The following is a 12,712-nucleotide window of genomic DNA, read 5'->3' as shown; positions in this document are numbered from 1 at the left end:
GTTGATTTTTGGCACGCTGTTGAGTTCTCAAGGAACGGTCGCTTCCTTTGTACTCACCCTCTCGGGCTTTCCTCCGGGCTTCCCTTCGGTGTTTCCGACTCTATCAGATCTTTCCGATCCGATTTCCTCGGTGCTTTCCAGGTTCTCGCTTTCGCGTTTCCCTTTCCGGCGGTTCCGACTCTATCAGATCCTTTCGGCGTCTGACTCCCAGTCAGGGGGGTTTGTCTTCCCGGCCCTTGGGCCGTTCCGACGTCTCAAACCTTAGCGGATCCGCCCGGCGATTCCCAATCGGGCCGCCGAGTCCCAATTCGAATTGAATTCGGGCACGCCGAAATCAACTCGGTCAGGAGATCGTGCTGATGGTGTGAGGGGTGCCGCTCGAGGCGGCTGAGGCGCTGCCGGAGAACCGTTACGGCTCGGCGGCAACCCGAAGAACTCTACGGAACCACCAGGGGCGTGTCAACCATCCCCTGTCAACATCTTTTGGGTACGCCGGCAGCGGGCGCCGGGGTCGACGGTCAGTCGAGGTCGCTGAGCCGGCCGCCGGCGTCGGGCTGCGCGTGCTCCACCCTGCGCAGGAGCCGGGTCAGCACCTCGCCGAGCACAGAGCGCTCCGCCGGCGTCAGGTCCTGGAGCAGGTCCTCCTCGAAGACGGTCGCCAGGCGCATCGCCTCCAGCCACTTCTCGCGGCCCCCGGGTGTCAGCTCGACGATGACCCGCACCCGGTTGGACTCGTCGCGCTCCCGGGTCACCAGGCCCTCGGTGACCATGCGGTCGATCCGGTGGGTCATGGCGGCCGGGGTGAGGCCGAGGCGCTTGGCCAGCTCACCCGGGCCCATCCGGTAGGGGGCGCCCGAGAGGACCAGTGCCTTGAGGACCTCCCACTCGGCGTTGCTGATACCGAGCTCGGCGGTCTGGCGGCCGTAGGCGACGTTCATGCGGCGGTTCAGCCGGGACAGCGCCGACACCACCTTCTCCACCTGCGGGTCGAGGTCCTGGAACTCGCGCTGGTAGGCGGCGATCTGTTCTTCGAGTGTCGGCTCCGGGACGCCGGGGGTGTCGGCCATGGCCGCAGTATGGCACGCGACCCCTTTGCCTTGAAGTCCTTCACTGTGTAGTCTTTAGCTTCGAACTTTAGCTTTGAAGTCTTCAGGCCTAACTAGTGAGAGAGGTGAACGTGACCAGGGCGATGGGCGCAGCGATGCGCCGGATCCACGTGGGCAACGCACTCAGCGCCTTCGGGCTCGGCTTCACGGTCCCCTACCTGTACGTCTACGTGGCGCAGGTGAGGGACCTGGGGGCCATGACGGCGGGACTGGTGCTCGCCGTCTTCGCCGTGGCCGCGCTGATCGTGCTGCCGTTCGCCGGCAGGGCGATCGTGCGGCGCGGCCCGCTGCCGGTCCTGCTCGCCGCCCTGGGGACCGCCGCTCTGGGCGCGCTGAGCCTCGGCCTCGCGGGCGGTTCGACGACCGTGCTGCTGTCCGCGGCCGCGCTCGGTGCCGGGCAGGCCGTGATGCAGCCGGCGCTGGCGACGATGATCGTGGACTGCTCGACGGCGGACACCCGGTCACGGTCCTTCGCGATGCAGTTCTTCCTGCAGAACCTGGGCCTCGGAGTCGGCGGTCTCATCGGCGGTCATCTCGTCGACACCACGCGCGTGTCCTCGTTCACGCTCCTGTTCGCGATCGAGGCGGCGATGTTCCTGCTGCTGGTCGTGGTGATGGCGACGGTGCGGATGCCGCATTCGCCGCGCATCGAGGACGCGCCCGCGGGATCGGCGCGGGGCGGCTGGAAGCAGCTGCTCGGGAACCGGGCGATGGTGCAGCTGTCCGTGCTGGGCTTCGTGCTGTTCTTCGCCTGCTACGGCCAGTTCGAGTCGGGGCTGAGCGCGTACGGCGTGGAGGCGGCCGGGATATCCACCTCCGCGCTGGGCACGGCGCTGGCCGCGAACACACTGATGATCGTGGTCGCCCAGTTCGCCGTGCTCAGGTTCGTGGAGCGGCGCCGGCGGTCCCGGGTCATAGCCGGGGTCGGGCTCATCTGGGCCGTCGCCTGGCTGACCGCCGGGTACGCGGGGCTCGGCCACGGCAGCCAGGAGATGGCCACGGCCGCGTTCGTGTCGACGTACGCCCTGTTCGGGCTGGGTGAGGCGATGCTGTCGCCGACGGTCGCGCCACTGGTCGCCGATCTGGCGCCGGAAGGCATGGCCGGGCAGTACAACTCGGCGTTCGCCCTCGTCAAGCAGTTGGCACTGGCCGTCGGACCGGCCGTGGGCGGGCCCATGGGTGCCTCGCTGCACGCGCCGTACGTCGTGACCTTCCTGCTGTTCTCGCTGGGCATCACCTGGCTGGCGCTGCGGCTCGGGCGGCGGCTCACCGCCGCTCAGGACCAGCCGTGGGCGGCTGCCGCCAAAAGCCGGGTGGTGGCCCGGGGAGCCGCGGAGCCGGTCACCGTGGAGGCCTGAGCCGGGCGCTCCGCCGCGCCCCCGCGGGGGCGCGGCCCGCAGGCCCGTCCACCGGGCCCGGTCAGTGCTTTCCCTTCGGCAGGACGAACTCGCACCACACCGCCTTGCCGCCGCCCGGCGTTCTGCGGCAGCCCCAGCCGGACGCGATCGTCGCCACGATGGCGATGCCCCGGCCGGACTCGTCGCCGGGCTCCGCGCGGCGCCGGCGGGGGAGGTGGTCGTCGCCGTCGGTGACCTCGATGATCAGGCGGCGGTCGGTGCGGCGCAGCCGCAGCCGCATGGGCGGGATGCCGTGCTGCAGGCTGTTGGCGACCAGCTCGCTGGTGGCGAGGACGCCCAGGTCGTGCAGTTCGGCGGGGAAGCGCCAGCTGGTCAGGACGCCGGAGGCGAAGGCGCGGGCGCGCGGGGCTGCTTCCACACCGCCGAGGAGTTCCAGGGCCGCGTTGCGGAAGAGGTCGCTCTCGGGGCCCGTGCGCGCGGGGTGCTGGAGGACGAGGACGGCCACGTCGTCGTCGTGGTCGGCGGTGACGCCGGCCGAGCGGACCAGACGGTCGCAGACGACCTGCGGGGTGCCGGTCGCGCCCGCGAGGGCTCGTTCGAGCGCGGCGATGCCCTCGTCCAGATCCTGGTCGCGGCGCTCGACCAGACCGTCGGTGTAGAGGACCGCCGTGGCGCCGGGGCCCAGGGCGATGGAGCCCGAGGCGTGGATCCAGCCGCCGGTGCCGAGCGGCGGGCCGGTGGGTTCGTCGGCGCGGGAGACGGTGCCGCTCTCGTCGCGGACCAGGATCGGCAGGTGCCCGGCGGACGCGTACACCAGGCGGCCCTCGTTGGGGTCGTGGACGGCGTAGACGCACGTGGCGATCTGGTTGGCGTCGATCTCGGTGGCGAGGCCGTCGAGGAGCTGCAGGACCTCGTGCGGAGGCAGGTCGAGCCGGGCGTAGGCGCGCACGGCGGTGCGCAACTGGCCCATGACCGCCGCCGCCCGCACCCCCCGGCCCATGACGTCGCCGATGACCAGGGCCGTGCGGCCGCCGCCGAGGGTGATGACGTCGTACCAGTCGCCGCCCACCGCGGCCTCCGTGCCGCCGGGCTGGTAGGTGGCGGCGATGCGCAGGTCGTCGGGCTGCTCCAGCTCCTGCGGGAGCAGGGATCTCTGGAGGGTCACCGCCGTCTCGCGCTGCCGGCGCTCGCTGGCGCGCAGCCGCTCGGCGGCCTCGGCGTGGTCGGTGACGTCGGTGGCGAAGAGGAGTACGCCGCCGTCGCGGTCGCCGTCCTCCGCCACGGGGGTGCAGGTGAAGGTGTACGAGCGGCCGTCGACCGCCTTGCGGGACTTCAGCGTGCGGGGCTTGCCGCTGCGCAGCACCTGGTCGAGGAGCGGGAGCAGACCGAGTGCGGCGAGTTCGGGCAGCGCCTGGTGCGCGGGGGTGCCCGGGGAGCGGGTGCCGAAGGCGGCCGTGTAGGCGTCGTTGACGTAGGCGATGCGGTGGTCGGGGCCGTGTACCAGGGCGACGAGGGCCGGGACGCGGTCGAGGACGTCGCGCGCGGCCAGTTCGTCGACCGCCGGCACCGGATGGGTCCCCGGCTGGGCCCCGTCGGGCTGCTGCTCGGCGCGGGCCGCGGGCACGGAGCCTTCCCCCCGCCGGTCCGGGGAGACCGCGGTCTCGGTCCGCGCTGCGGCGCGGCGCTGCGTTCCGGGGAGCCGGGCGCTCCAGCGGGTGAAGTTCACTGTGGGCAAGGCCTCGTGGGTGCTGAGGGCGGGCGGGTGGGCCGTCCGAGGACATGGGGCAGTCTGGCAGGGGCGGGCCGCGGCGACATCCGTCAGACGCCTCGGCGGTCCGTACAGTTCCTCGGTCCGGTCAGGTCGACCCCTTCGGGTCGTCGGAGGGGCTGTGAGGAGGCTTTCCCCCGGCCGCGAGTTCGAACTCCGCTCGCGGATGTTCGAGCGAGCCGAGCGAGACGATCTCCCGTTTGAACAGCCCGGCGAGGGTCCATTCGGCGAGCACCCGGGCCTTTCGGTTGACGGTGGGCACCCGGCTGAGGTGGTAGACGCGGTGCATGAACCAGGCAGGGTAGCCCTTCAGCTTGCGCCCGTAGACCTGGGCGACGCCCTTGTGCAGGCCGAGGGAGGCCACGGAGCCGACGTACGCGTGCGCGTACGTCCGGAGGGGCTCCCCGCGCAGGGCGTGGACGATGTTGTCGCCGAGGACCCTGGCCTGCCGTACGGCGTGCTGCGCGTTGGGGGCGGTCTCGGTGCCGGGCCGGCCGGCGGTGACGTCGGGGACGGCGGCGGCGTCGCCCGCGGCCCACGCGTGCGGGGCGCCGTCGACGGTCAGCTCGGCGGTGCACTTCAGGCGGCCGCGGCCGGTGAGCGGCAGGTCGGTGGCGGCGAGCAGCGGGTGCGGTTTGACGCCGGCGGTCCACACGAGCGTGCGGGTCGGGAAGCGCTGGCCGTCGCTGAGGACGGCGACGCGGCCGGAACAGGAGTCCAGGCGGGTGTTCAGCAGCACCTGGATGTTGCGGCGGCGCAGCTGGGTGACGGTGTAGCGGCCCATCTCCTCGCCGACCTCGGGGAGGATGCGGTCGGAGGCCTCCACGAGGATCCACTTCATGTCCTCGGGGCGGACGTTGTGGTAGTAGCGCGCGGCGTAGCGGGCCATGTCCTCCAGTTCGCCGAGTGCTTCCACGCCCGCGTAGCCGCCGCCGACGAACACGAAGGTGAGGGCCGCGTCGCGGATCGCGGGGTCGCGGGTGGAGGAGGCGATGTCCATCTGCTCGATGACGTGGTTGCGCAGTCCGATGGCCTCTTCGACGGTCTTGAAGCCGATGCCGTACTCGGCGAGGCCGGGGACGGGCAGTGTGCGGGAGACCGAACCGGGGGCGAGCACCAGTTCGTCGTACCCGATCAGCTCGGCGGGCCTGCCCTCCTCGGCGGTGGCGAGCGTGGTGACGGCGGCGGTGCGCACGGCGTGGTCGATGGAGGTCACCTCGCCGACGACGACATGGCAGCGGTCGAGGACGCGGCGCAGCGGTACGACGACATGACGGGGGGAGATCGAGCCCGCGGCCGCCTCGGGCAGGAACGGCTGGTACGTCATGTAGGGATCGGGGGTGACGACCGTGATGTCGGCCTCGCCCCGCTTGAGCTCGGCCTTCAGCTTCCGCTGGAGGCGCAGGGCCGTGTACATCCCGACGTAGCCGCCGCCGACAACCAGAATGCGCGCACGTTCCTTCACCATCCCATGACGCACCCGGCGCTGTTGTTTGTCCACAGCCCCGGCAATTTGTGTGACCGGCGGCCGGGTGTGCGCGGGGCCGGAGGCGGCGTCGGGCCAGGACGAAAGGGGCCAGGTCAGTAGGGGCGGACGAGACGGTACGAAGGTGTGCAATCGGTGCGTATATGACCCGTACTCCGATCGGGGGGCGCACTGTGCGGAACCTGCCCCTTCTGAATTGACTCCCTCTCAACTATGTTCGTGTGTCGACGGGGTGTAGGGAATGTGGTCGAACGGGTCCGCGACGGGCGGGTCCGGTCGGGACCGATGCCCGTTCCGCACACTCCGGAATTCAGGTGGGGAGAGTCTCCGGGGGGAGACGTCATTACCGGGGGAACACATGCATGTTCAGGACAAGCAATGGTCATCTGCCACCGTCGTCGCGCCCGGTGGCGCCGCGGTGAGCGCGGCGACGGACGGCGGACGCACGGACGGGGTGCGTACGACGCCGCTGCGCGTGGACGCACAGCGCAATCTGGAGCACGTGCTGCGTGCGGCGCGTGAGGTGTTCGGCGAGCTGGGGTACGGCGCGCCGATGGAGGATGTGGCGCGGCGCGCGCGGGTCGGTGTCGGCACGGTGTACCGGCGTTTTCCCAGCAAGGACGTACTGGTCCGGCGGATCGCCGAGGAGGAGACCGCGCGGCTGACGGAGCAGGCGCGTACCGCGCTCGGGCAGGAGGACGAGCCGTGGTCGGCGCTGTCCCGGTTCCTGCGGACGTCCGTGGCGTCGGGCGCGGGGCGGCTGCTCCCGCCGCAGGTGCTGCGGGTGGGCTCCACCGGCCCGGAGGATTCGGACGGCTCCGTCGGTGCGGTCGGTGCGGTCGGTGCGGTCGGTGCGGTCGACGGTGCCCGGGTGCCGCAGCAGCGGCTGCAGCCGGGAGCCGGTGAACTGCGGCTGGTGGCTGACGGGGGCGCGGTGCCGGTCGACGACACCGGGGCCGGGGCGCTGCTCGAGGTCGTCGGGCAACTGGTGGAGCGGGCGCGGGCGGCGGGTGAGCTGCGTCCGGACGTGTCCGTGTCGGACGTACTGCTGGTGATCGCCACGGCGGCGCCCTCGCTGCCGGACCCCGACCAGCAGGCGGCCGCGTCCTCGCGGTTGCTGGACATCCTGCTGGAGGGCCTGCGTTCCCGGCCGGCGTGACCGGCACCGCGCGCCTTCGGTGCCCCGGAACCCCGCGTGACCGGCACCGCGCGCCTCGGCGAGCCCCGGGTACCCGCGGGGCGCCTCGGCGAGCCCCGGGTACCGCCCGCGGCACCGTGCGGCCGTCACGGCCGGAGGCGCGTGGGCACCGGGCCGGGAAGCACCGGTCACGGCCGGAGGCGCGTGGATACCGGGCCCGGGAAGCACCGGTCACGGCCTTTTCGGTAGCTCGTTCGGGTGGGCTTCCGGATGGGGTGGTGCCAAGTCCGCTCGGACGAGTGGATGCCGCGAACGACGGGTCTCCGGGAAACCGCGGTGTGGCACTCTGAGCCGGTGAGGGGTTGGGCCGGGCCGGCGTCGGGGGCTTTACGCGATGAGCGTTGACGGGTGGGACGAGTCCCGCGGTGACGGTGCCCCGGAGGCCACCGGGCAGGCCTCGCCCCAGGTGCCGAGTCAGGGCGGCGGCCGGGCCGTCCCCGGCGCACCGCCGCCCTCCCGCGTTCCGCCGGAGCAGAGCGTGCCGGCCCAGCGTGAGGGCAGTGTGCTCCCGCCGCCCCGGGAGGCGCCTCCCGCCGACGGTGAGCTGATCGACCGGATGCGCGGCGGTGACAACTCCGCCTACGCCGAGCTGTACCGGCGGCACGCGGACGCCGTACGGCGCTATGCGCGGACCTGCTGCCGGGACGGCCACACCGCCGACGACCTCACGGCCGAGGTCTTCGCCCGGATGCTGCAGGCCGTGCGCGGCGGCTCGGGACCCGAACACGCCGTCCGCGCCTACCTGCTGACCTGTGTACGACGCGTGGCCGCACACTGGGCCAGGTCCGCCCGCCGCGAGCAGCTCGTCGACGACTTCGCCGCCTTCGCCCAGCAGACCGCGCGGGCCGCCGAGGTGTCCGACGACAGCACGTCCGCCGGCTCCTTCGGCGCGGGGCTTGAGCTGGGTGCCGACGTGCGAGCCCTGCACGAGGCCGAGCAGTCCATGGCGATGCGGGCCTTCCGCTCGCTGCCCGAACGCTGGCAGGCCGTGCTGTGGCACACCGAGGTCGAGGACGAGTCGCCGAGCGAGGTGGCCGTGCTGTTCGGACTGGACGCCAACGGCACCCGGGTACTGGCCAGCCGGGCCCGCGAGGGCCTGAAGCAGGCCTACCTCCAGGCACACGTCAGCGCCGCCCTCGCCGACGACGAGGAGTGCGCCCGCTACGCCGACCAGCTCGGCACCTACGCCCGCCGCAAGTTGCGCGTCCGCGCCGAGCGGGGCCTGCGCAAGCACCTGGAGGAGTGCGCCAGGTGCCGGCTGGCCGCGGCCCAGATCGAAGAGGTGGCGGACGGTATCCCCGGCGTCGTCCCGGTCGCGGTCATCGGCTGGTTCGGGGCAGCCGGGTACGCCAAGGCGCTCGGGATCGCGGCCGGCAGCGCCGGAGCGGGCGCCGCGGGTGCCGCCGCCGCGGCCGGCGGATCGTCCGGGGGTGCGGGCGGCGCGGCGGTCTCGGAGGGGCTCGGGGCGCCGGTGAAGGCGGGTATCGCGGCCGGTGTCGTCGCGGTGGCCGTCGCCGCGGTCGCACTGGCCCTGGTGAACGACGGCCACCCGGTGAGGGAGGTCGCGAGGCCGTCGCCGTCGGCACGGGTCGTACGGCCCGGGGCGCCCTCGCCCGCGCCGCCACCGGAGCGGAAACCCGCACCGAGGCCGGTGCGGCTCGCCCCCGAGCCGACCCCGACGCCCACGCCCACTCCGACGCCCACGCCCACTCCGACGCCCAGGCCGGCGCCCACCCCGAAGCCGGCGCCCGAGCCGACGCGCACCGCGGCACCGGCACCGCCGCCGGCACCGAAGCCGACGCCGAGACCGACCCCACCGCCCCCTCCCCCGCCGGCACCCGCCGTCTACGAGCTGAGCGATCTGCGGTACGACGTCGACGGCGACGGTATGCGGCCGGAGATCGAGCTGCGCGGCAGCAGCTGGGTGTGGCAGCGCCACGGCATGTCGATCGGTGGCGAGCGGTACGGGCGCGGGGTGACCGTCCACAGCGCGTCGTCCGTCACGATCGCCCTCAACCGCCCGTGCACCGCCTACGACGCGCTGGCCGGCGTGGACGACATGCTGCTCGGCCTCGGCAGGGTCTCCTTCTCCGTGTGGGCCGACGGGGTACGGCTGTGGCGGTCCGGGACGGTCGACGGCCGGGACCGGGCCGTCCCCGTCCATGTGGACCTGACCGGGCACAAGTCCGTGCGGCTCGTCGTGGAACCGCTCGGCGGCCTCTTCGGCCGGGCGGTGCCGGCGGACTGGGCCGAGTCCCGGTTCACCTGCCGGTAGCGCGCCCCTACCGGCCGTCGGCGGCCGCCGTCCTCGCGCCCAGTTCGCCCAGGACACCCGCCGCGTCGAGGGTCGCGCCCCGGGCGCACTCGGCGGCGATGCGCTCGGCCGGCAGGGCCGCACGGGCATCGGCCCGCACCCGGGCGGCCTCACCGCGCTCCGGCTCGGGGCGCTGACGGCCGTCCCGCCAGTGGTCGGCGGCGGCGAACAGCCTGAGCGCCCCCGGCAGATCGCCGAGCCGGGCCAGCAGGCCGGCCGCGACGTCCACCAGTCCCGCCGTGATCGCTTCGGAGCAGCGCTGGGCCACGGCGTCGCCCAGCGCCTCGGCGACCACCGGAAGACCGTGCGCCGGGCCCGACTCGGCGGCCGCCAGGAGCGCCTCGAGCGTCCGCACGGCCGCCGTGAACTGCGGTGGCGGGGTGCCTTGCCGCATCACCTCGCAGGTGGTCTCGTACAGCTCGCGGGCCCGCGACGGCCGGCCGTCGTGCAGCGCGATCCGGGCGCGCATCAGCAGCACGAACGCCCGTGACTCCGGCACGGCGTACCGGTCGGCGGCGTCCCCGGCCTCGGCCAGGGAGGCCAGCGCGCCGTCCCGGTCCCCCGAGCGGTAGGCGATCTCGGCGAGGCGCGCCATCAGGAACGGCGACTCGGCGTACGCGCCGACCTCGTAGGCGAGGCGCAGTGCCTCCTCGTACTCGCCGCGTGCCTCGTCGAACCGGCCGCGGGCCATGGCCGCCTCGCCGGCCGCGCTGCACACCTGGGCCCACATCCAGCGGTCGCCGACGCGCCGGCTGAGCGTCCGCAGCTCGGCCAGGTCCTCGTCCACTCCGTGCAGGTTGCCCGGTGAGTCGACGATGACGTGGGTGCGGTACATCAGGGCGACGCCGATCTCCCAGTCACCCCCGAATTCGCGGCAGTTGGCGACCGAGGCGGTCATGTCCGGGCCGAGGTCCGCCGGGCCGCCCAGGTAGTACAGGGTCAGCGGCCAGACGAGGCCCGGGAGCCGGGCGGCCGGCGGACCGGCGTGCTCGTAGGCGGCGCGCACCAGCGCGATGTACCGCGGGGCCCGCTCGTCGGTCCCGAGGTGGAGCGTGCTCGATTCCGACGTGAGGAACAGGTCGAGCATCCGCAGGTCCATGCGCACCTCGCGCAGCGGGTGACCGGCCTCGCCGTCGGGGGCGGCGAGAAAGACGCCCACCGGGTCCGCGGACCGCACCCGGTCCGCGAGGGCGGCGGCCGGCGCCCCGGCGGGCAGACCGTCCAGGGCCACTCCCAGGCGCAGCACCAGCCGGGCCCAGGCCGCCGCCTCCAGGCGGTAGTTGCGCAGCCACCAGAACCAGCCCATGGCGAGGACGATCGCGGCCGCCTCCGGCTCGTCGCCGGCGCACACGGCACGGTCCAGGGCCGCCCGGATGTTGTCCAGCTCGGTCTCCAGCCGGGCGATCCAGGGCAGCTGGGCGGCGGACCGCAGCAGCGGCTCGGCCTCCTCGGCCAGGGCCCGCGCCCACGCGCGGTGCCGGCGCTCGGCCGCGGCGCGCAGGCCGGGGACCTCGGCCGCGCGCTCGCCCGCGTACTCGTGGATGGTCTCGAGCATGCGGTAGCGCATGCCGCTCGGGCCGCGGTCGCCCTCCGGTCCGGGTGGGGCGGCCACGACCAGGGACTTGTCCACGAGCGCCCCGATCAGGTCCGCCGCGGGGCCGGTGCACACGGCCTCGGCCGCCGTGAGATCCCAGCCGCCGGCGAACACCGACACCTCGCGCAGGACCGTGCGCTCCCGCTCGTCCAGCAGTTCCCAGGACCAGTCGACGACCGCGCGCAGGGTCTGCTGGCGGGGCAGTACGGTGCGGCTCCCGCTGGTGAGCAGGCGGAAGCGGTCGTCGAGCCGGTCGGCGATCTGGCGCGGGGTCAGCAGCCTGAGCCGGGCGGCGGCCAGCTCGATGGCGAGCGGCAGCCCGTCCAGACGGCGGCAGATCTCCGCCACGGCCTCGGTGTCGGCGAGCATCGCTCCGGCGTCGGGACGGACGGCCTTCGCGCGCTCGGCGAAGAGGCGGTGCGCCTGCTCCGGCACGAGCGGCTCGACCGGGCGCACCGACTCACCGGGGACGCCCAGGGGTTCACGGCTGGTCGCGAGGATCGTGAGCCCGGGGCAGTGGGTCAGCAGGGTCTCGGCGAGGGCGGCTGCCGCGCCGACGACGTGTTCGCAGTTGTCGAGGATCAGGAGTCTGCTGCGCGGGGCGCAGTACTCGATCAGCAGGGCCGTGGGGTCGGCCGGACCGGCCGCCAGCTCGCCGCCCAGCAGCACGGTCTCGCGCAGACCGAGCGCGCTGACCACCGCGCCCGGCACCGCCTCCGGGTGGTCGAGCGGCGCCAGCTCGACCAGCCATGCCTGGGAGAGGCCTGCGGCGGCCTCCTCGGCGAGGCGGGTCTTTCCGGAGCCGCCCGGTCCGGTGAGCGTGACCAGGCGGGCCCTGTGCAGGTCGGAACGAATCGCTTCGAGTTCTGGTTCCCGGCCGACGAAGGACGTCAGCCGGGGGCGCAGATTCCCGGTGCGCTCGGGAGGCTGGACGGGGGCCGGCGCGTCCGGTGAACGGCGTGGCTTCCGCGGCTCGGTCTCCGACGGCGCCGTGTCCCGCGCCTCCAGCTCCCGCGGCTCCCGTTCCAGCGGCTCCCGTTTCCGCGGCTCCCGTACCGGCGACTCCCGTTCCCACGGCGCCGCCTTCCGTGGCCCCAGCTCCCGCGGCTCCCCCTCCCGCGGCTCCAGCAACGAGGCGTGCAGGGACCTCAGTTCCGGGCCCGGGTCGGTGCCGAGGGTCTCGGCGAGGGTACGGCGGACCGACTCGTAGGCCGCGAGGGCGTCGGCCGGGCGGCCCGCGCCGCGCAGGGCCCGGATGAGCAGGCCGTGCAGGGGTTCGTCGTACGGGTGGACCGCGGTCAGTTCCCTCAGCTCCGGTACGACGTCCTGGGCGCGTCCGAGGCGGAGGGCGGCGTCGGCCCGGGCGCGGGTCGCCTCCAGGCGCAGGGCTTCCGGGCGGGCGGCGGCGGTGCGGTCGGGGAGGTCGGTGAGGGCCGGGCCGTGCCAGAGGGCGAGGGCCTGGGTGAGGTCGCGGTGGGCGGTGGCCGGGTCGCCGTCGGCGAGGGCCGCGATGCCGGTGTGGGCGAGCCGCACGAAGACGTGGAGGTCGACGTCGTCCTCGGTCGCCTCCAGGCGGTAGCCGCCGGGTGTGGAGGTGATGGCGTGCCGGCCGAGGGTGCGGCGCAGACGGCCGATCAGGGCCTGGAGGGCGGCGGGGGCGTCCTGGGGCGGCTCGCCCGCCCAGATCTCGTCGACGAGGGACTCGGCGGTGGCGGTGCGCCCGGGACGGAGAGCGAGAGCGGCGAGAAGCGTACGGAGGCGCCGGCCGCCGATGGGCAGGACGACGCCCTGATCGTCCGTGACCTGGGCCGCACCCAGAATTCCGTACCGCACCCGCCCATTGTCCCGGGGACCGCGAAAAGGGCCACGGGGTTTCCCAGCCGCACCA

At 73.9% G+C, this 12,712-nt stretch carries 7 protein-coding genes; 3 read left to right on the top strand and 4 right to left on the bottom strand.

The window, feature by feature from the left end:
• Window positions 1-518: 518 nt before the first annotated feature.
• Window positions 519-1,067: a MarR family winged helix-turn-helix transcriptional regulator gene (locus ACGFT2_RS25915; protein ID WP_393282185.1), complete on the bottom strand. Its 549-nt coding sequence runs from the start codon at window positions 1,065-1,067 to the stop codon at window positions 519-521.
• 110 nt (window positions 1,068-1,177) lie between these two features.
• Between ACGFT2_RS25915 and ACGFT2_RS25910 the strand changes: the two genes are divergently transcribed.
• Entirely contained in the window at window positions 1,178-2,464 is a 1,287-nt protein-coding gene (locus ACGFT2_RS25910) for an MFS transporter (RefSeq protein ID WP_393282183.1), read from the top strand.
• 61 nt (window positions 2,465-2,525) lie between these two features.
• Here ACGFT2_RS25910 and ACGFT2_RS25905 read toward each other — a convergent pair whose 3' ends face one another.
• Window positions 2,526-4,190, bottom strand: coding sequence for a SpoIIE family protein phosphatase (locus tag ACGFT2_RS25905; RefSeq protein ID WP_393282226.1), 1,665 nt, complete (start codon window positions 4,188-4,190; stop codon window positions 2,526-2,528).
• 130 nt (window positions 4,191-4,320) lie between these two features.
• Window positions 4,321-5,700 (bottom strand): NAD(P)/FAD-dependent oxidoreductase, encoded by a 1,380-nt coding sequence (locus ACGFT2_RS25900; RefSeq protein ID WP_393282181.1) that lies wholly within the window; start codon window positions 5,698-5,700, stop codon window positions 4,321-4,323.
• Between the two features lie 376 nt (window positions 5,701-6,076).
• On the opposite strand from ACGFT2_RS25900, the gene ACGFT2_RS25895 reads away from it, so the two are divergent.
• Both ACGFT2_RS25895 and ACGFT2_RS25890 read left to right on the top strand, forming a co-directional pair.
• Window positions 6,077-6,877 (top strand): TetR/AcrR family transcriptional regulator, encoded by an 801-nt coding sequence (locus ACGFT2_RS25895; RefSeq protein ID WP_393282180.1) that lies wholly within the window; start codon window positions 6,077-6,079, stop codon window positions 6,875-6,877.
• 373 nt (window positions 6,878-7,250) lie between these two features.
• Window positions 7,251-9,191 carry a sigma-70 family RNA polymerase sigma factor gene (locus ACGFT2_RS25890; RefSeq protein ID WP_393282178.1) on the top strand — a complete coding sequence of 647 codons (1,941 nt, stop codon included), beginning with the start codon at window positions 7,251-7,253 and terminating at the stop codon, window positions 9,189-9,191.
• 7 nt (window positions 9,192-9,198) lie between these two features.
• On the opposite strand, the gene ACGFT2_RS25885 is transcribed toward ACGFT2_RS25890, so the two are convergent.
• Entirely contained in the window at window positions 9,199-12,657 is a 3,459-nt protein-coding gene (locus ACGFT2_RS25885; protein WP_393282176.1) for a BTAD domain-containing putative transcriptional regulator, read from the bottom strand.
• Window positions 12,658-12,712 lie beyond the last annotated feature (55 nt).

Source organism: Streptomyces sp. NPDC048514, assembly GCF_043199955.1.
Taxonomy (GTDB): domain Bacteria; phylum Actinomycetota; class Actinomycetes; order Streptomycetales; family Streptomycetaceae; genus Streptomyces.
Note: the sequence above shows the minus strand (reverse complement) of the source record. Positions and strands in the feature narration are given on the sequence as shown.

Coding starts and splice junctions, on each gene's coding strand:
- ACGFT2_RS25915 (WP_393282185.1), bottom strand. CDS start 1,067: ATGGCCGACACCCCCGGCGTCCCGGAGCCGACACTCGAAGAACAGATC.
- ACGFT2_RS25900 (WP_393282181.1), bottom strand. CDS start 5,700: ATGGTGAAGGAACGTGCGCGCATTCTGGTTGTCGGCGGCGGCTACGTC.
- ACGFT2_RS25895 (WP_393282180.1), top strand. CDS start 6,077: ATGCATGTTCAGGACAAGCAATGGTCATCTGCCACCGTCGTCGCGCCC.
- ACGFT2_RS25890 (WP_393282178.1), top strand. CDS start 7,251: ATGAGCGTTGACGGGTGGGACGAGTCCCGCGGTGACGGTGCCCCGGAG.